Source organism: uncultured Lacinutrix sp., assembly GCF_947500605.1.
Lineage (GTDB): Bacteria > Bacteroidota > Bacteroidia > Flavobacteriales > Flavobacteriaceae > Lacinutrix.
The window spans coordinates 291,294-312,431 of the sequence record NZ_CANMSJ010000001.1 but is presented as its reverse complement, the minus strand read 5'-3'; the positions used below and the strand labels follow the sequence as shown (position 1 = coordinate 312,431).

Genomic DNA, 21,138 nt, shown 5'->3' with positions numbered 1-21,138 from the left:
TTATTGTGTATTAATAATTTTTAAGCAACTTTATTATTAAATACCTAAACTCTAATGACTTGCTCTTTATTCAAAATTCAATTAAACCTTCTCGAACCACGAGTTAAAATACATTTATATGAATTCTTGGTAATCAATTTCTTCCACACCGCAAATATCATCTATAGTCTCAAATAATGGTATGAAATGTCTAAATTCCTCCGCTTTTTTAAGTGATTTAATATGTTTTGAAAATTTAATTTTTATTCCGTTTGCATCTTTAATTTTTAAAAGGCCAGGTATTCCAGATGGTCTAACTAAACTAAAGTCTTCAAGTACTTTATCATCAAAATAATGTTCTATAGCTAAATAAAAATGTTCTCTTTCTTGTTTTATATATTCTTCACGAAATTTTGGCACTGGTAACTTTATGCCAAATATATTTGAGTCTTTCATTTTTTTAACTCTTGCGTAATCTTTATAGCTGTCAAACTGTAATCCATCATATTGGTTAATACCTTCAGCATCATGGTCGAATAATCCAATGATTGTATCATTATCCCCATTTAAAGGTTTTGATTTATCCAATATAAATTTAACTTCTTTTGCTCCACCGCCCTTATTTCCCGCTGGTTTCACTTTCCAATATGGTATTTTTCCATTTGTAAGTATTGTAAAAGCGTGTTCTAATATTTCTGCATCTGTTGGTCCCTCAGTAATTAAAGTGACTCTTTTATTTGACTCTATTAAATCAAGATTAGAAAACCTTAATCTAGTCGCTGGTAAATTTATTAAATCTTTAGTTACATTACTCATTTTATTATAAGCTTTATGTAACTGTTGTTTCATTTCTTTATGATCATTACTACTACTAAAATATAAAGCAAACTCAGCTACTGTAACAAGATACGGGTCTTTAAGTATTGCTGTTTCGTCTAATAGTTTTTGAAGGTAAGAAGAATCTCCCATCCTCTTTGAATGAAAGATTGCAGATATTGTTAAAAGTTGGTAACCGATGTTTGTCTCTCCTTCTTTTTTATATTCCTCTAATAATTGGGCAAAAGCCATTTTTAAAGGTTCACTCAGTGTAGATGATAAAAAATTTAAGTAAAAGAAATACATGTTAAAAACTGATAATGCAGGTAACTTCATTTTTTTAAAAAACAAAATATCACCATCCGATATAATTTTTTTATACCATTCATGCAGATTTAAACTTTGATTTAATGATAATAATACAGCTTCTTTACGAAGTTTGTTATCAGTTTGATATAGTGCTTGCAATAAGTATCCCAAACCAAGAATTGCATTGTAATGATCGTCTAGTTTTTCAGCTCCTCTTATTTTCTTCATAATATTTTGAAGAAAATCAGGCATATCTTTTGACTGACCGGCAAAAAATATTGCTACATTTTGCCAGTTTAAATCAAGAAAGTTATCTACTAACTTATTTTCTAAAGTTCTCTTATGTTTAAAAATTTCTAATGATGCATAATATTCTAAAAATGATTTATGCGAAAAATTTATAAACTTATCTTCTTCAATTTTTAATATTCCCGAATTATCAATAAAAAACACTAAAAATTCTTCTATGACTTCAGTATCTACTCCACTTGACTTAGCTCTAAAATATTCCTTAAAATACTTAATAAAATCATTTTTTGTATATGGACGACTATTATTGTTCTGTAATATTTCAAGTGCATAAACAGATAATATACGTTCTCTAAAATTAAAATTTATAATTTCAAATTTCTTAGTAGCAGTAATTTTCCCTAAAATAAGTTGGTTGAAATTGTCATAAATATCAGAAATTGTTGCAGGTATTTCATAATTCTCCTTTTCATAAACTAAGGCAATAAGAGATAAAGAAAGAGGAGTTAAAGGTAATCTCTCTAATATTCTATAATCCTCTAGCGCATCTAATAAATTACTAGCAATTCCTTCATTATTAAAAAATCTAGATGCAAATTCTTTTATCTGTAAATCGTTAAATTTTCTTATTTGAAATAGGCTAGGATTGTTACAATAAGAAGTTAGACTCCCTGTTTTAACTGATCTAGTAGTCAATATAAAACGAATTTTATCCGATTTAGATAATTCATTTAGTTGTTCTATAACATTCTTCTGTTCTCTTTCTTCAAACTCATCAATATTATCAATTAGAAATAATATATTATATGATTCAATAATTTGAGTCCACTCACCAAGAACCTTACCCTTTTTAAGTAAAATTTTAGATACTGTTTCAATACTGAAATTTGAATTAAAAAGTAAGGTGGGAGATATAAAAATAGGAAGTGTTTTTAAATCTTTCTGTTCTTCTATTTGTAGACGTCCAATTTCTTTTAACAAAGTACTCTTTCCTGAACCGGTATCACCTTCAATAATACAAGATTCTTTCCTTTTCATTATATCTACTTCATTCACACGATTAAGCTGAGTGCTATTACTTTGTAAATCACCTTTAATTTCAAAAATTCTTGGTTTTATGTATATATTAATAAGTTTTTTAGCTTTATTTTCAAGACCTTGAATGTTTAATAAAGCTGATTTTTCAGCCATTTCTTCTAAGAAACACTTTTCATAACTAACAAGATCAAAGTTTTGATACGTCCAAAAATTAGGATAATGAGTATTAATTAAACCAGATAACTTATCCCTTTCTAAAATCTCTAAATTAAAATCTATACTACGCTTAAGTAATTTAGCAACAGAACCTGATACATTAAAACCAGTTACTAAAATTAATAAGTTTGGATTAGTTGATTTATGTGCTAATTTTATTTTTTCTATCAAATCTTTAGCATCAACATTGTTTCCAGAAAGTTCCTTTTGGTAGATATAAAAAGTTGTTGTTAATACAGACAAACCTTCTTTTGTTTCTCCAGTAATAATATTAAAAGAATTACTGTTTAAATTATGATATCGTTCTTTTTCCAATAGACTAATGACTATCTCATTCATTTTTGACAATGAAAGTTCTTCTAAACTATCTGTTTTTTTATTCATATTAAAAATAATATATCGGTCTTTAATGTAAATATAAAAGAATAATTCCATTTCACACCCTTTCAACTTCTCTCCTTTTCTTCATTTTTTAAAAAGAAGTTTTACGCATTTATATTTTGTATTTTTGTTTGAACAATACACTATTTATGGATGCAAAAAAAACAGTTCAAGATTTGGACGAAAAAGTAATGAAAGGTAAGCTTACTAAAGTTAACGAACGAGAAAGTTATAACACTGGAGTTACTGATGGTAACAAACTATATAATTGTAAAATTATTATAGATCTGTATAAAGATTTAGATGGTAATGATTTATTTAGAATAGAACATCATATAGATCAAAATAATAACTATCATACTATTGATATTAATCAATATAATAACGGTTTTATCTAATTATTTTTAACCTCTAAAAAAAGCTTCCTTACGGAGGCTTTTTTTAGAGGTTAAGATTGGATTCAAAACCACAAAAAATTAAAAACGTTCAATTGTTTTCTAACAACTACTCTACCTCTTTCGCTAAGAATATTACTTTTTCAGAAATAAATAATTTGTACTAATCATCTTCTGTATTAGCCAACACCTCAAAAACTCCCAATCCCTAAATTAACACTACATTTTGAATAAAATATAAAAGTTATATTACCTTTGCAATAATTATGAAGAAATTTTTCCATAAAATAATGTCTTTTGCAATGGCTATTGTAGTGTTATTCTCTACACTGTCATTCACTATGAACATGCATTATTGTGGCGATACTTTAGTAGAAACTGCATTGTTTAACAAAGCAGAAGGTTGCGGCATGAAAATGGAAAAACCTGCAACTAAAAAATGTTCTATTACAAAGAAAAACTGCTGTAATGATGAACAATTAGTAGTTGATGGTCAAAATGAATTACAACTACAAGTAGACCAAATTCCTTTTGAACAACAAGTTTTTATAGCTTCATTTGTTTATACGTATATCAATCTTTTTGAAGGTGTCGAAAATAACACCTCTACGTTTGAAACGTATCAACCACCACTCGTCAGAACGCAAATCTTTAAGTTAGACGAGACTTATTTAATCTGATTTTAAAACAATAGACTGTATTATCCAGTGATTTATATCATTAGGATAATGTACTGTATTCGGTGTTTTCCTATTTGGGATGGCATCTCTTTCTAATTGTTTTAAACATCAAACCTTATGCTAAATAGAAGCATTAAATTTCTAATAGAAAATAAACTCGTAGCTGTATTATTACTCGCCCTTTTTATTGGTTGGGGAACTGTAAATGCTCCATTTAATTGGGACACTGGCTTTTTACCAAGTGATCCTGTTGCTGTAGATGCCATTCCTGATATTGGTGAAAACCAACAAATTGTATTCACTAAATGGGATGGCCGATCGCCTCAAGATATTGAGGATCAAATTACCTATCCATTAACCTCTTCCCTATTGGGAATTCCTGGAGTAAAAACCATTCGTAGCTCATCTATGTTTGGATTCTCTAGTATCTACGTCATTTTTGAAGAAGATGTTGAGTTTTACTGGAGCCGTAGTCGTATTTTAGAAAAGCTAAATTCTTTACCAAGTAACTTATTGCCAGAAGATGTAAATCCTGCTTTAGGACCGGATGCTACAGGTTTAGGGCAAATATTTTGGTACACTTTAGAAGGTCGAGACGCAGACGGAAACGTGACTGGCGGTTGGGACTTACAAGAACTAAGAAGTATTCAAGATTACTATGTAAAATATGGTTTATCATCTGCTAGTGGTGTTGCTGAAGTCGCTTCTATTGGTGGTTATGTTCAAGAATATCAAGTCGATGTTAATCCCGAATTAATGCGCCAATACAATATTGGTTTAAATCAAGTTGTAAAAGCAGTTAAAAATAGTAATCAAGACATTGGTGCACAGACCTTAGAGATTAATCAAGCCGAATATTTAGTACGTGGTTTAGGCTATGTAAAATCTGTTGAAGATATTGAAAATGCTGTTGTGACTTCCGCCGACTTTACTTCCATTAAAATTAAAGATATTGGTAAGGTGACCTTAGGTCCTGCTGCACGAAGAGGGATTTTAGACAAAGAAGGTGCTGAAGTTGTTGGTGGTGTTGTAGTGGCAAGATATGGCGCCAATCCGATGGAAGTCATTACCAATGTAAAAGCAAAAATTAACGAGCTTAAAGGCGGTTTACCATCTAAGGTTTTAGCAGATGGACGCACCTCTCAATTAACAGTGGTTCCTTTTTACGATCGTACAGAACTGATTGTAGAAACCTTAGACACCCTTAACGAAGCATTGACATTAGAGATATTAATTACCATTTTGGTGATTATAATAATGGTGTTTAATTTAAGAGCTTCCATCTTAATTTCAGGATTATTACCAGTGGCTGTTTTAATGGTTTTTGTTGCTATGAAACTGTTTAATATAGATGCTAATATTGTTGCGCTTTCGGGTATTGCTATTGCTATTGGAACTATGGTTGATGTGGGCGTCATACTCGCCGAAAACATGATTCGACATCTGGACGACAATGAAAATGTCATTCCGACAGCGCGAGGCACGAACGACGAGGAATCTCTTCAGAATAATCACAATGCTATTGAAAATAATAAACTGTCAATAAACGAAATCATTTATAACGCTACTGCGGAAGTATCTGGTGCTATTTTAACTGCCGTTTTAACTACTATTATCAGTTTTGTACCTGTATTTACTATGATTGGTGCAGAAGGGAAATTGTTTAGACCTTTAGCCTTTACAAAAACGATGGCATTATCAGCCTCTTTGGTGATCGCCTTGTTTTTAATTCCACCTTTTGCAGCGTATTTATTCAGAAAAACAATATTAAAAAATTCCTTTAGATATTTTTTAAATGGCGTTTTAATACTTGCGGGAATTGCAATTATTATTTACGGATTTTGGTTAGGATTACTCTTAGTCGCTTTTGGTATCACTGGTTTACTAGGTGTTTTAAAGAGATTAGATAAGAAGAAAATAAATCTAATAAATATTATTATGTCTTCGATTGCAATTGTATGTCTACTTGCCGAATATTGGAGACCATTAGGTTTTAACCGCAGTATCATTGTCAATCTTATTTTTGTTGCTATTATTTGCTTCGGAATTTTAGGTGTGTTTTCTGTTTTTAGAAGGTATTATAGTCAGATTCTAAGCTGGGCTCTAGCCAATAAAGTATTGTTTTTAATAATTCCTGCGACCGTTCTTATAACTGGATTTTGGATTATGAAAAATACAGGAAAAGAGTTTATGCCTTCTCTAAATGAAGGATCGTTTTTATTAATGCCAACTTCCTTACCTCATGCTGGTGTTGAAGAAAATAAACGTGTGCTTCAGCAATTAGACATGGCGGTTGCGACTATTCCAGAAATTGAAACTGTAGTCGGAAAAGCTGGTAGAACAGATTCGCCTTTAGATCCTGCGCCTTTATCCATGTATGAAAACATGATTCAATATAAATCGGAATACATGCGCAATTCCGAAGGAAAAAGACAGCGTTATAAAGTGAATGCTGATGGATTGTTTGAATTGAAAAACGGAATGTCATTGCGAGCAGAACAAAGTGAAGCGTGGCAATCTCTTAATGCAAAAGAACAACTTATCGAAGATAACAACGGTGAATATTACAGAAACTGGAGACCAGAAATTAAAAGTCCTGATGATATTTGGAACGAAATTGTACGTGTCACCAAATTACCAGGCGTGACGTCTGCACCAAAATTACAACCTATTGAAACCCGATTGGTCATGCTACAAACCGGTATGCGTGCGCCAATGGGAATTAAAGTAAAAGGTCAAGATTTAAAACAAATTGAAGCGTTTGGCTTAGAATTGGAACGACTACTAAAACAAGCGGAAGGCGTTAAAATAGAAGCTGTTTTTGCAGATAGAATTGTTGGAAAACCTTACTTACTAATTGATATCGACAGAGAAAAAATAGCTCGATATGGTATTTCAATAGCAGATGTACAAAGTGTTTTAAAAGTTGCTATTGGTGGTATGCCATTAACACAAACCGTTGAAGGACGAGAACGTTATGCTGTAAGAGTGCGTTACCCAAGAGAGTTACGTGGTAATCCAGAAGATATAAAAGACATTTATATTCCTGTAGAAACGGGTAGTCCTGTTCCTTTAAGTGAATTGGCAACCATTAAATACGAGCAAGGTCCACAAGTCATAAAAAGTGAAGACACCTTTTTAGTAGGCTATGTCTTGTTTGATAAATTGGATGGTTTTGCAGAGGTTGATGTTGTCGAAAATGCACAAGCATTGTTTCAACAAAAAATAGAATCTGGAGATCTAATTGTTCCAAAAGGCATCAGTTACAAATTTACAGGTACTTATGAGAATCAATTACGTGCAGAAAAAACATTGTCTGTGGTTGTTCCGTTAGCATTGGCTATCATCTTTTTAATACTTTATTTTCAGTTTAAATCTGTTAGCACATCATTAATGGTATTTACTGGAATTACCGTGGCATTTGCTGGTGGTTTTATCATGATTTGGCTATATGGTCAAGATTGGTTTTTCAACTTTAGCGTGTTTGGCGAGAATATGCGAGACCTCTTTAACATGAAAACCATTAATTTAAGTGTCGCCGTTTGGGTTGGTTTTATTGCACTATTTGGTATTGCTACCGATGATGGTGTGGTTATGGCCACCTATCTAACACAAACTTTTGATCGCGAAAAACCGTCTGACAAAAAAAGTATTAGAGCAGCTGCTTTACATGCTGCAGAAAAACGTATTCGTCCGTGTTTAATGACTACAGTAACCACCATTTTAGCGTTGTTACCCGTTTTGACATCCACAGGTAAAGGAAGTGATATCATGATTCCGATGGCAATTCCAATATTTGGAGGGATGGTTATTGATATTACCTCCTACTTTATTGTTCCGGTTTTATATAGCTGGAGAGAAGAGATTAAAGTGAAAAGATTAAAGATGAAAGTGAAAAACTAAAAGTTAAAAGTGAAAAACTGAAAGTTGAAAAACTGAAAGTTGAAAGTTGAAAGATTAAAGTGAAGAGTTCTAAGTGAAACACTAAAATTATGGGAAGAAGTATTTTAAAAGATAAAAGTTATGCCTTTGCTATTTTAATTGTGAAATTATCTCAATTACTAGTTACAGAACAAAAGGAATATGTTTTAAGTAAACAACTTTTAAGAAGTGGAACAGCTGTTGGAGCGTTAATTCGTGAAGCGGAATTTGCACAGAGTAAAGCTATGTTGGTTAGTTCCATAAAAACATCAAAATCTAGATTATAATGACAAATTCTATAAAAAAAGTACTGCATTTCATTGTTTTTAGTTTTTCACTTTTTAGTGTTCACTCTGTAAATTCTCAAGGACTAGAAACTTACATTACTACTGCTTTGGAAAATAATCCTGAGATTCAGAAATTTGAATTACAATACGCTATTGCAACAGAAAAAGTGAATGAAGTTAATACGCTTCCAAACACCGATTTTAGTGCTAGTTATTTTGTTATTGAACCAGAAACACGAACCGGAACACAACGTTTTAAGGTGTCGGCTAAACAAATGTTTCCTTGGTTTGGTACTATTACGTCACGTGAAAATTATGCAAGTGCTTTAGCTGAAATCGATTATGAAGCGATTGTAATTGCCAAACGAAAGTTAATCGTTTCTGTATCGGAATCTTACTATAAATTGTATGTTAATAAAGCGAAACAGGCTGTTTTAATAGAAAATATTGAATTATTAGATACGTATGAAGCCTTGGCTTTAACGTCTGTTGAAGTTGGAAAAGCATCTGCTGTTGATGTTTTTAGATTACAAATTCGCCAGAATGAATTAGAACAATTACAACAGGTTTTAGAATACGAATTTTTAGCAGAGCAAACGGCTTTTAACAAGCTTTTGAATAGAGATAGTGCTATTGAAGTGCCTATTGTAGAGTCGTTATTAATGCCTTCCGAAGCACTTGAAATTACTACCGAAAATTTAGCGTTACATCCTGAGTTATTAAAATATGATAGACTGTTTAATTCGGTAACACAATCGGAATTACTAAACCAAAAAGAAAGTCACCTGTCGTTTGGATTCGGAATTGATTATATTAATATTCAACCAGATTCCGATATTACGTTTAGCAAAAACGGACAAGATATTTTAATGCCCACAGTATCGCTTTCCATTCCTATTTTTAATAAGAAATACAAATCGAAAACCAAGCAAAACAAATTACAACAACAGGAAATAGAATTTCAAAAACAAGACCGTTTAAACACGTTAGAAAAACTATTAGACAAAGCAATAAACGATAGAAAATCGGCTAGAATAAGTTACAATACACAAGTAAAAAACTTAAAACAAGCTAAGGATGCCGAATCGATTTTAGTAAGAAGTTACGAAACTGGTACTATTGATTTTAATGATGTTTTAGACATTCAGGAACTACAATTGAAGTTTCAAATTAATCAAATAGAATCTATTAAAAGTTACTATTTACAAACGACAATTATTAATTATTTAATTCAATAAAAATGGGACAGACACTACTTATCAAAAATATGGTTTGTGCAAGATGTAAATCTACTATAATAGATTTATTGGAAAGTAAAGGGCTAGACATTGACGCTATAGAATTAGGTAAAATAATCGTAAAACAAGAGGTCATAGAGCATTATACAGCTATAAAAAATGAGCTTAAAGATTTAGGTTTTGAGCTTATTGAAGATGAATCTAAAATGTTAATTGAGAAAATTAAAGTTGTTGTCATTCAATGTGTTTCAGACAATAATGTCAATGCTGTTTTTTCTAAAATTTCAAAAGAAATTGATAAAAATGACTCAGCAATCAGTAAACTTTTTAGTAAATCTGAAGGTATAACCCTCGAGAAATATATTATCAATTTAAAAATTGAAAAAGTAAAAGAATACATTCAATTAAATCAGCTAAATTTTTCTGAAATAGCACATAATCTAAATTATAATAACAGTAGTCATTTAGCGAAACAGTTTAAAACCGTCACAGGAATGTCTATGTCCGAATACCGAAAATTGCAAGATTGGGATCGCAAAGAATTAGACCAAATTGTATAAAATATAACCAGAATTAGAAAAACTTGTTTTTCGAAAGAGAGATACATTTGTTTGTAATTTATAAAAAAGCATATAAAATGAAACATACATATCACATACACGGAATGACTTGCAACGGATGTCGCAGTCATGTGGAAGACACCCTTTCAAAAGTAAAAGGTGTTTTAATAGCTACAGTCGATTTAGAAAAAGCAGAAGCTACGATAGAAATGGATTCACATATCGCCTTAGAAACCTTTCAGGAGGCTTTAAAAAACGATGGTGGTCGATACAGCATACATCATTTAGGAGACCATAATCATGCTAAGGACAATAGTAATACTTCCGTGGAAATAAAAAAAGGGCAAGGTACAGATACTTTTTACTGTCCTATGCATTGCGAAGCCGATAAAACCTATGACAAATCTGGCGATTGCCCAGTATGCGGAATGGATTTAGTAGAAGAACAAAACCTAACAAATACCACAACAACGCAATGGACGTGCCCAATGCATCCTGAAGTTATTAAAGACGAACCCGGAGCGTGTCCCATTTGCGGAATGGATTTAGTGCCATTGGAAGCAGATGCTTCAGCAGAAGATAAAACCTATAATAAACTATTAAAAAAATTCTGGATTGCAGTCGCTTTTACTGTACCCATATTTTTAATAGCCATGTCAGAAATGCTCAGCAATAATCCGTTATATACCATTTTAGAGCAAAAAACCTGGAATTGGATCCAGTTTGTATTGTCTATTCCTGTTGTGTTTTATGCCACATGGATGTTCTTTACACGTGCTTGGACTTCAATTAAAACAAGAAACTTTAACATGTTTACGCTTATCGGAATAGGTTCTGGTATTGCCTGGTTATTTAGTGTATTCGCTATGTTATTTCCAGACGTATTTCCTATAGATTTTAAAACCGCAGATGGCAATGTTTTTGTGTATTTTGAAGCTGCAACAGTGATTCTAACCTTAGTATTATTAGGACAACTATTAGAAGCAAAAGCGCATAGTCAAACTAGTGGTGCAATAAAGGAATTACTAAAATTAGTACCCGCAACCGCAACATTGGTAACAGAAGGCGAAGACAAAGTTATTGCAATTGATAAGATTGAACAAGGCAATTTATTACGTGTAAAACCTGGAGAGAAAATACCTGTAGATGGTAGTATTGTTGAAGGACAGAGTAGTATTGACGAATCTATGATTACCGGAGAACCTATTCCTGTTGATAAAGTGGTAGCCGATAAAGTAACCTCAGGAACCATAAATGGTACAAAGTCGTTTGTAATGAAAGCTGAAAAAGTAGGTTCGGAAACGTTACTGTCTCAAATCATTCATATGGTTAATAACGCCAGTCGCTCTAAAGCACCAATACAGAAATTGGCAGATAAAATTGCTAAGTATTTTGTACCTACCGTATTACTAGTTTCTATAATTACCTTTATTCTTTGGGCAGTCTTTGGTCCAGAACCAGCGTATGTATTTGCGTTTGTAAATGCCATTGCTGTATTAATTATTGCTTGTCCTTGTGCATTAGGGTTAGCAACACCAATGTCTGTTATGGTTGGTGTTGGTAGAGGTGCACAATCTGGTGTCTTAATTAAAAATGCAGAAGCTTTAGAGACAATGAATAAAGTAGATGTGCTTATTGTAGATAAAACAGGAACGATTACAGAAGGAAAACCATCTGTTGAAAAAGTGATTGCTGTGACTAAAATTGAACAAGAGCTACTACTCCACTATATTGCTTCTTTAAATCAATATAGCGAGCATCCTTTAGCAGAAGCTATTGTAAATTATGGTAAATCAAAACAGGTCGCTATTACCAAAGTAAACGATTTTGAAGCGGTAGCAGGAAAAGGCGTTATTGGTACCATTGATAATAAAAAAGTAGCTTTAGGAAATGCTAAATTATTAGAGCAATTCTCTATTTCTATATCAGAAAGTTTAGCTAGTCAAGTAATTGCAGAACAAGAACAAGGAAAAACAGTGTCTTACATCACCGTAGAAAATGAAGCTGTAGGATATGTTACTATTTTTGATGCCATTAAAAAGACAAGTCAAGAGGCTATAAAACAACTTCAGGACAATGGTATTGACGTTATTATGCTTACTGGTGACAATAAAAACACAGCTAAAGCAGTCGCAGAACAATTAAAACTAAAACATTATAAAGCAGAATGTCTTCCAGAGGATAAACTAAACGAAATAAAAAAATTGCAGCAACAAGGAAAAGTAGTTGCTATGGCTGGAGATGGTATTAATGATGCACCAGCTTTAGCACAGTCGGACGTTGGTATTGCAATGGGAACAGGAACCGATGTTGCTATTGAAAGTGCTACAATTACTTTAGTTAAAGGAGATTTACAAGGCATTGTAAAAGCTAAAAACTTAAGTCATGGTGTAGTTAAAAACATACAACAAAACTTGTTTTTTGCTTTTGTTTATAATGTTATCGGTGTACCAATTGCAGCAGGAATATTATATCCATTTTTCGGATTGTTATTATCTCCAATGATTGCAGCATTAGCAATGAGTTTTAGTTCGGTATCAGTAATAGCCAATGCGTTACGTTTAAGAAATATTAAAATATAGTCAAATGAAAAAATATATAATTTACACAGCAGTATTAGCGGTTGGATTACTACTGGGATGGTTTCTTTTTGGAGGCACTTCTAATACTGAAACAGAACATAAGCATGATGCTGCAGCAGAAACTAACCAAATGTGGACCTGTTCTATGCATCCACAAATAATGCAACCCGAATCTGGTCCATGCCCTATTTGTGGTATGGATTTAATTCCTGCAGAAAGTAGCGCTAAAGGGTTATTAGCCGACCAGTTTAAACTATCTGAAAACGCTATGGCATTGGCCAATATTCAAACGTCAATAGTTGGTAATGCTAATACGGAAGATAATGCTATAACACTATCAGGTAAAATTGTAGAAAACGAAGACAATACAGCCATACAACCTGCGCATTTTGACGGAAGAATAGAAAAATTATATGTCAAATCTTTAGGCGAAAAGGTTAATAAAGGACAAGCTGTTGCTAAAATTTATTCGGCAGCTTTAATTGCAGCACAGCAAGAATTGATAACGACCTATAGTATTAGAGCATCCCAACCTCAGTTATACAAAGCTGTGCAAAACAAGTTTAAAAACTGGAAAATTCATGGTTCTCAATTAGACGACGTTTTAAAAACGGGACAAGTAAAAACAAGTTTTACAATATATTCTCATGTATCTGGTGTTGTTACAGAAATTGCGGTGAGTGATGGTGCGCATATTATGGATGGAAAACCCATTTTTAAAGTTTCTAATTTAGCAACAGTTTGGGCGAACTTTGATGTGTATGAAAATCAAATTAGTCAATTCAAAAAAGGACAAAACATTGATGTTGTGACTAATGCTTACGCGAATAAAGTATTTAAAGGCACTGTAGATTTTATAGATCCTATTTTAGATACTAGAACTAGAACTGTAAAATTACGCGTAGTACTTGATAACAAAGATCAAATTTTAAAACCTGGTCTATTTGTAGAAGGGAAAATAAAAGGAATCACCGCAACTAAATCCGATGCTTTATCTATACCAACAACAGCTGTTTTATGGACAGGAAAACGCTCTGTAGTCTATATTAAATCGAATCCAAATGAACCTGTTTTTGAAATGCGTGAAATTACATTAGGTACTCAAATTGGTGATAATTATCAAGTTTTAGAAGGTTTAAACACTGGTGATGAAGTGGTAACTAACGGAACCTTTACAGTAGATGCTGCTGCACAGTTACAAGGCAAAAAATCTATGATGAATAAAAAAGGAGGTAAAGTTATGACGGGACATGAAGGCCATTTAGGAATGGAAACTACCACAAATACAACGCGTCAAAAAGGAGTTAATACGGAACGAATAGACGTTTCAAAACAATTTCAAAACCAATTAAAAGTTGTCTTTAATGATTATATCCAATTGAAAGAGGCCTTACTTAAAGATGATATAAATACAATTAAAGCAGAATCAAAACAACTACTAAATGATTTACCTAAAGTAGACATGACATTACTAACAAGCCAAGAGGCGCATAAACAATGGATGTCACTTGAAAAAGAACTTAAGTCTGTTGCTACGTTACTTTCAAACACTTCTGAAATTGAAGATATAAGAGGCCATTTTAAAGATCTATCTTCGAAATTAACAGAGGTAATCAAAGTTTTTGGAATAAACGAAAAAGTGTATAACCAGTTTTGTCCTATGGGAGATAATAACAAAGGTGCTTTTTGGTTGAGTAAGGAAGAAAAAGTAATCAATCCTTATTTTGGAGGTAAAATGCTGACTTGTGGAGAGGTTAGACAAACCATAAACTAATTAATAACCAAAATTTAAAACAATGAACTTTTCAAAGAAAAATCAAAAACACAAAATTATTAATATGAAAAACATGAGTAAAAAAGTAATTTTAAGCTTAGCTATTATGGCTACAATGGGTTTAGTAAGTTGTAAAAATGAAACTAAACAAGAAACAGAAACAACAACGGAAGTCTCTAAAGCTATGGCAAATGCAGATGTTTCTTTTGGAGTAAGAGGAAATTGCGGTATGTGTAAAAGCACAATCGAAAAGGCTGCAAAGAAAGTGGAAGGTGTCGCAAATGCCGTTTGGGATATTGAAAAAAAGAAAATTGATGTCGCTTTTGATGACTCTAAAACAGACGCCATGTCAATACACAATGCTATTGCTGCTTCTGGTTACGATACAGATAAGGTTTTGGGTAGCGAAGATGCTTACAAAGGTTTACCTGATTGTTGTAAGTATGAACACGATATGGTAATGAATCAGTCTGGTGACATGAAAGTAGAAGACCATTCTAATCACGATCATTAATATTATAGAGCCTATCGAACACAATACTTTGGTAGGCTTATTTATATATTTTTAGAAAACTACTTTAGTTACTTAAAAAGAAAAAAGCTTTATGAAATTACATAAAGCTTTAAACTTGCTATCAATCTTTATACAGATTGCGCTAAAATTAGCTAGGGATATATAAACTTATTAATGTCTTCTGTTTTAATTTCGGGATTTGCACCTTCACTACCTGCCACTAAAGCGCCGATAGCACATGCAAAATTTATAGCTTCTTGTGGATTATCTCCATTAATTAATTTACTAATTAATGTTGCTAAAAAAGAATCTCCTGCACCAACAGTATCTACAACTTCTATTTGATAACCGCTATTGTAATAGTAAGTATCCTGATACAATAAAATAGCGCCATGCCTTCCTTTTGTAACACAAATAGTTTCGGTATTGGTTTGCTCTGCAATAAACTTCATGTTTTGCTCTAAAGAATGCGTTTTAGAATTCACCATCTCTCCTATTTCGAAAATCTCATCATCATTAAATTTAATAAAATTTGCTGCATTCATTAAATGATTTAAAACTTCGATTGTGTAATATGGTTCTCTTAAATTAACATCGAATATTTTATACTTTGCTAGTTTTAAAAGCGCGTATAAAGTATCTCTTGAAGTATCATCTCTTGCAACTAAACTTCCGTAGATAAAAGCATCTGCTTGATTTGTTACCTTTTTAGTATTCTCATTTATTTGAATGTTATCCCATGCACGAGGAAACTTAATATCATAAGAAGCCGATCCTTTTTGATTAAGCATGACTTTTACTTTTCCTGTTTTAAATTTCTCATCTACCTGTAGGTTTTCAATATTTACACCATGATCTTCAATGTATGTTCTTATTTTCTTTCCTTTATTATCATTTCCTATGCTACTTATAATAGAAACATTATTGTTTAATGATTGTAATCTTAAAGCGACGTTTAAAGGCGCGCCTCCTATTTTTTTATGTGTTGGAAAAACATCCCATAGTACTTCACCAAAGCAAACTATATTTTTCATCTAAATTTCGTTTAAAACATTACTATTAATAGTCACAACAGATTTTTCAATTCCATGGGCAACAATATTTTTATAGGCATTGGTGTATTCTATTACAAAAAAATCATCATTCTTGAGTTGACCGAAAACAGATTCTATTTCTAAAAATACTTCTGGATTATTTACAGCCATTTTAGCCTTTTCATTCAATTGTAATTCCATTGCATCTTTAATTACTAAAGCCTTACCATTTTCATCGTTTCCTAAACTATAAATTGCCCAAGCAGCAACTATAAAAGCAGCTAATTCTATAGAACCATTACCTTTTAATTGTGCATTTACAGTTGGTAAAACAAAAATTGGAAACTTAGCAGAACTCTCTGAACAAATACGGTCTATTTGATCTTTTATGTTTACGTTTCCAAATCTTTCTAATAAAGAATGCTTGTAGTCTTTTAAGTTAATACCATCTAAATCTCCTAAAGTTGGTGTAACTTCAGTATCCATATAGTTATTTAAAAAAGCACTTATATTTGGATTATTAACAGCTTCGTCTATTGTAGAATAGCCTAATAATGCTCCTAGAATACCTAATACAGAATGTCCTGCATTTAATAGACTTAACTTCATTTTTTCGTAAGGTTCTACATTCTCAACAAACTGTGCACCAACGGTTTCCCAAGCTGGTCTTCCCGCAATAAAATCGTCTTCAATAACCCATTGTTTAAAAGGCTCGCAAACTACTGGCCAAGCATCATGTACTCCGGTTGTTTTAATTAAATTTAATATATCGCTAGGAGCTGTTGCAGGTGTTATTCGGTCTACCATTGCATTTGGAAAAGACACGTTAGATTCTATCCATGCTACTAAACTAGGTTCTGCTTTACCAACATAACTAAGCAACATCGTTTTAGTCATGTGACCATTACCTTGAATATTATCACAAGATTGAATAGTTACACCATTTAAACCACGTTCTTTTCTTAATTTTAACGCTTGTGTTAAATAACCAAAAATCGTTTTTGGTGCTTCTGGATGCTCTAAATCATCTTGAATTAAAGGATTGCCAAAATCGAATGCTTTTGTAGCTTCGTTGTAATTATAACCACCTTCTGTAATGGTTAATGATATAATTTTAACTTCAGGACTTGCCATTTTTTCAACAACAGCATTTGGATTCTCTGGAGCATACAAATACTCAACTATAGAACCAATAACACGATTAGTATGTTTACCATCTAATTCTTTAACTACTAAAGTATACAAGCCATTTTGTTCCTTTAATGTATTATATATTCTGGTATCAAAATTTAATAATGCAATACCACAAATTCCCCAATCTGTAATAGATGTATCGTGCAATAATTGGTCTGTATAAAATGCTTCGTGTGATCTATGAAAACCACCAATACCAACATGTACAATACCTGTTTTAATTTTAGTTCTATCGTATTGTGGTATTGCAATTCTTTCAGAAATACTAGAAAGATTCTCAGAGTTTAGTTTGTAATTTTTCATCTTAATAATTTAATTATTTGCTTTCAAATCTTTGAAGTAATACAGCAAATATGATAATAGCTCCTTTTACTACTTGTTGTGGATATGACGGTACATTTAACAGGTTTAATATGTTTCCTATTAATCCTAAAATAAGTACGCCCATTAATGTGTTTATTGCCGTTCCTCTACCTCCATTTAGACTCGCACCACCAATAACAACAGCTGCTATGGCATCAAGTTCCCAAGACATTCCCATATTTGGTGATCCTAAATTAGTTCTAGACGCTACAATTATGGCAGCAGTAGCAGCTAATGCTCCAGAAATAGCATATACTAAAAACTTGTATTTATTAACTTTTATTCCAGATAAACGTGAGGCTTCTTCATTACTACCAATAGCTATAATTAATCTTCCAAATACATTATAACGTAGCATAACCATGGTTGCGATTACGATTATAAAAAATACAATAGCAATATTAGGAATCCCTAAAGTGGAGTTATTTGCGAAGTTTGACATAAACACACCACCAGCAGTTTTAAATGTTACAGGAGATCCTTTTGCGTATATAAAACCTAAACCTCTAGCAATAGTCATTAATGCTAATGTTGCGACAAATGGTGCCATTTTTTGATAAGCAACGAGGTAACCAGAAACACTACCTAAGCCAAAACCAATAGCAATAGTAAGTACAATAGCCAATGGTAAAATGACTAAGTTTATTAGAATTGCGAACGTAACCGCCAACAAAGCTACCATGGAACCTACTGATAAATCGATTCCTCCCGTTAAAATTACAAGCAACATACCAATACTAATAATACCTATACCTGAAACTTGTTTTAATAAATTTGAAAGGTTTACTGAAGTAAAAAACACATCAGATATTAATGCTGAAAAGATAACCAGTAAAATAAAAATGAAGATAGTATTATACTTTACTAAAAACTTAAGAATACCACCTGGACTGCTAAGTTGTTGTTTTAATGTTAAAGTCATAACGTGAAATTTTTAATATTAATTGTGTTGTTTTAATGCCTTACCAATAGAGTAACGCAGTATGTTTTCTTCTGAAAATTGTTCTTTTTGTAATTCGCCATAAATAGTTCCATCATGCATTACAAGAATACGATCCGAAATACCCATTATTTCTGGCATATCTGATGATATTACAACCACACCAACACCTTTTTTTGCGACTTCATTTATTAGATTGTAGATTTCTATTTTAGCGCCAACATCTACTCCTCTTGTAGGCTCATCAATAAAAATAACTTTACTATCAATACTTAACCATTTGGCTAATGCTACTTTTTGCTGATTTCCACCACTTAGGTTTTTAACATCAACCTCAGAACTTGGTGTTTTAATGTTTAATTTGTCTATTAAGCCTAGCACTTTTTTATACTCGTTATCCACGTTAATAAAGCCTAATTTTCCTGAGATGGATTTAAAATTAGTAACACTAACATTTCTTCTAATAGATAATGGTAAAAACACACCTTCTTCCTTTCTATCTTCAGACACAAAGCCAATTTGATGCGCAGCAGCGTCTACTGGAGATTTTGTTTTAATTTCTTTACCATTTAAAATTAAAGTTCCAGATTTCTTTTTGTCTGCTCCAAAAATAAGTTTTGCAGTTTCTGTTCTTCCACTTCCTCCTAATCCAGCGATACCAAGAACTTCACCTGGACGTACTGAAAAAGAAACATCATGCACTAAGGTGTCTTTTGCTGTTAGATTTTTAACTTCAAAAATAGGTTCTGTACCAATTACCGCATCTCTAACAGGAAACAAATCTTTTAATTCGCGGCCAATCATTAAACGTATAATACCATCGGTATCTGTATCTTTTACAGCCATTGTACCAGTATCTACTCCATCTCTAAGTACAGTAATAGAATCTGCTATTTTAATAATCTCATCTAAATGATGAGAAATGTATATTATTGAAATTCCTTTATCTCTTAATCTAAAAAGGTTGTCAAACAATTTTTTAGTATCTGTAGGATCAAAAACGGTTGTAGGTTCATCTAAAACCAAAACTTTAGTGTCCTCAGACAATGCTTTTGCTATTTCGACCACTTGTTTTTGAACAATACTTAAATCTCTAACTTTTGCTGAAGCATCAATTGTAAATCCTAAAGAATCAATTAATTCTTGGGCATCTTTAGTGATTTTATCCCAATTCATCCAAAACTTACTAGCTCCTAATTTGTGTAAATAAATATTTTCGGCAACAGACAAATCGTTAACTAGAGATAACTCTTGGTACACAACACTAATACCTAAAACCTGACCTTCGTGTGTGTTTTTCGGGTTTATTTCTTCACCATTTAAAAAGACTGTACCAGAATCTTTATGGTGTACACCACTTAATATTTTTATAAGTGTAGATTTTCCTGCTCCGTTTTCGCCTAATAAAGCATGAATTTCTCCTGGCTTTACTTTTAAAGTCACATCTTTAAGTACTGATACAACACCAAAGCTTTTGGATATGCCAGACATTTCAAGACGGTATTCATTTTCTGAATTTTTCATATCAATGGATATTAACTATTAAAATAAAGCATTAGGATTGTAATACTTAGCAGCATTTTCCTTTGTAATTAATAAAGGTGCTGTGTACGATTTTTTATCAAAATCACGTTTCCCGTTCATATACTCCACTGCATACTTTACAGCATTTTTTCCAATTTGTACAGGACTATTCATTGCAGTACAGCCATAAAAATCGGTATCCATAATGTATTTAATAGCTTCTTTTTGTCCATCTGCTCCTGCAACTATTAAAATGTCATCTGTTTTACCTGCTTGCGCAATGGCTTTAATAGCACCTAATACACACACATCAGACTCTGTAATCACCACATTTATATCTGGATGCGCGACTAAAATATCTTCCATAGCTTTTAATCCACCAGCGTAAGACCATTCTGTATACGCTTGCGTTTTTACATTTAGATCAATTTTTCCTTGGGTACGTAATTGCTCTTCTGTAATACCTTGTAATAAGCCTTGTTTACGTGTTCTTCCTACAGGATTACCTGCATTACCACTTAATAAAGCAATATTCATAGGTGTTTTGCCCATTTTTTTAACTAACCACTCGCCTGCTAACTCACCATTAGCTAGATTATTAGATTGAATAGTTGTTACAAAATCTGCAGAAGGATTTATAGAACTATCAATAATAAATACCGGAATTCCAGCTGCTTTTGCCACTTTAGTTATTCCCACTAATGCATCCGGATCTTTCGGGTTTAGTAATAAAGCATCAACACCTTTCGTTATTAAATCCTCTACCGCTGAAATTTGTTTAGTAATATCATCTTGACCATCTGCAGATAAAAATATCATTCCATTTTTCTCGGTCGTAGCTTTTATACTTTGTAATAAAGCTTGATAATACGGTGCATTTAAGGACGGTGTACAGTACCCTATTTTCTTGCCAGTAAGGTCGATAGCGCTAGGAAAAAGTTCACCTTCTTCCTCACCACTGTTTGCGGTAGTTTTACTCGCATTTAAATGTTCTACACAACTATTTAGTGATAGACTTAATAAGATTGCCAACATTGGCATACATATTAATTTTAGTGCGAATTTTAAGTTTTTTATTTTCATAATTTTAAATATTACTTAAAGGTTTTATTCTATTATGTAAGTTAATACTTTATCGTTATAT

15 protein-coding genes are annotated in these 21,138 nt (G+C 32.2%); 9 read left to right on the top strand and 6 right to left on the bottom strand.

Going from position 1 to position 21,138, the window contains the following annotated elements; translation table 11 throughout:
* Nucleotides 1-114: 114 nt before the first annotated feature.
* Nucleotides 115-2,991 (bottom strand): NACHT domain-containing NTPase, encoded by a 2,877-nt coding sequence (locus Q0935_RS01425; RefSeq protein WP_299381761.1) that lies wholly within the window; start codon nucleotides 2,989-2,991, stop codon nucleotides 115-117.
* 146 nt (nucleotides 2,992-3,137) lie between these two features.
* Between Q0935_RS01425 and Q0935_RS01420 the strand changes: the two genes are divergently transcribed.
* The 9 genes from Q0935_RS01420 (at nucleotide 3,138) to Q0935_RS01380 (ending at nucleotide 14,939) form a co-directional block, all read left to right on the top strand.
* Nucleotides 3,138-3,386 (top strand): hypothetical protein, encoded by a 249-nt coding sequence (locus Q0935_RS01420; RefSeq protein WP_299381759.1) that lies wholly within the window; start codon nucleotides 3,138-3,140, stop codon nucleotides 3,384-3,386.
* A 263-nt stretch (nucleotides 3,387-3,649) separates the two neighbouring features.
* Nucleotides 3,650-4,063, top strand: coding sequence for a hypothetical protein (locus Q0935_RS01415; RefSeq protein ID WP_299381757.1), 414 nt, complete (start codon nucleotides 3,650-3,652; stop codon nucleotides 4,061-4,063).
* Nucleotides 4,064-4,180: 117 nt separating this feature from the next.
* Nucleotides 4,181-7,966 (top strand): efflux RND transporter permease subunit, encoded by a 3,786-nt coding sequence (locus Q0935_RS01410; protein WP_299381755.1) that lies wholly within the window; start codon nucleotides 4,181-4,183, stop codon nucleotides 7,964-7,966.
* 89 nt (nucleotides 7,967-8,055) lie between these two features.
* Nucleotides 8,056-8,271, top strand: coding sequence for a four helix bundle protein (locus tag Q0935_RS01405; protein ID WP_299381753.1), 216 nt, complete (start codon nucleotides 8,056-8,058; stop codon nucleotides 8,269-8,271).
* On the top strand, nucleotides 8,271-9,509 hold the full coding sequence (locus Q0935_RS01400; RefSeq protein WP_299381751.1) for a TolC family protein: 1,239 nt from the start codon (nucleotides 8,271-8,273) through the stop codon (nucleotides 9,507-9,509). The genes Q0935_RS01405 and Q0935_RS01400 overlap by 1 nt, the downstream gene beginning before the upstream one ends.
* A gap of 2 nt (nucleotides 9,510-9,511) precedes the next feature.
* On the top strand, nucleotides 9,512-10,069 hold the full coding sequence (locus Q0935_RS01395) for an AraC family transcriptional regulator (protein WP_299381749.1): 558 nt from the start codon (nucleotides 9,512-9,514) through the stop codon (nucleotides 10,067-10,069).
* A gap of 77 nt (nucleotides 10,070-10,146) precedes the next feature.
* On the top strand, nucleotides 10,147-12,651 hold the full coding sequence (locus Q0935_RS01390) for a heavy metal translocating P-type ATPase (protein ID WP_299381747.1): 2,505 nt from the start codon (nucleotides 10,147-10,149) through the stop codon (nucleotides 12,649-12,651).
* A gap of 4 nt (nucleotides 12,652-12,655) precedes the next feature.
* Complete coding sequence (locus Q0935_RS01385) at nucleotides 12,656-14,425, top strand: efflux RND transporter periplasmic adaptor subunit (RefSeq protein ID WP_299381745.1); 1,770 nt, start codon at nucleotides 12,656-12,658, stop codon at nucleotides 14,423-14,425.
* A gap of 73 nt (nucleotides 14,426-14,498) precedes the next feature.
* Nucleotides 14,499-14,939 carry a heavy-metal-associated domain-containing protein gene (locus tag Q0935_RS01380; RefSeq protein WP_299381743.1) on the top strand — a complete coding sequence of 147 codons (441 nt, stop codon included), beginning with the start codon at nucleotides 14,499-14,501 and terminating at the stop codon, nucleotides 14,937-14,939.
* Nucleotides 14,940-15,091: 152 nt separating this feature from the next.
* On the opposite strand, the gene Q0935_RS01375 is transcribed toward Q0935_RS01380, so the two are convergent.
* From Q0935_RS01375 to Q0935_RS01355, 5 genes are read right to left on the bottom strand one after another with little or no spacing between them, the layout of a single operon-like run.
* Entirely contained in the window at nucleotides 15,092-15,973 is an 882-nt protein-coding gene (locus Q0935_RS01375; protein WP_299381742.1) for a carbohydrate kinase, read from the bottom strand.
* On the bottom strand, nucleotides 15,974-17,470 hold the full coding sequence (locus Q0935_RS01370; protein ID WP_299381740.1) for a mannitol dehydrogenase family protein: 1,497 nt from the start codon (nucleotides 17,468-17,470) through the stop codon (nucleotides 15,974-15,976).
* Between the two features lie 13 nt (nucleotides 17,471-17,483).
* On the bottom strand, nucleotides 17,484-18,452 hold the full coding sequence (locus Q0935_RS01365) for an ABC transporter permease (RefSeq protein WP_299247802.1): 969 nt from the start codon (nucleotides 18,450-18,452) through the stop codon (nucleotides 17,484-17,486).
* An 18-nt stretch (nucleotides 18,453-18,470) separates the two neighbouring features.
* Entirely contained in the window at nucleotides 18,471-19,994 is a 1,524-nt protein-coding gene (locus Q0935_RS01360) for a sugar ABC transporter ATP-binding protein (RefSeq protein ID WP_299381738.1), read from the bottom strand.
* An 18-nt stretch (nucleotides 19,995-20,012) separates the two neighbouring features.
* On the bottom strand, nucleotides 20,013-21,077 hold the full coding sequence (locus Q0935_RS01355) for a substrate-binding domain-containing protein (RefSeq protein ID WP_299247809.1): 1,065 nt from the start codon (nucleotides 21,075-21,077) through the stop codon (nucleotides 20,013-20,015).
* Between the last annotated feature and the right edge of the window lie 61 nt (nucleotides 21,078-21,138).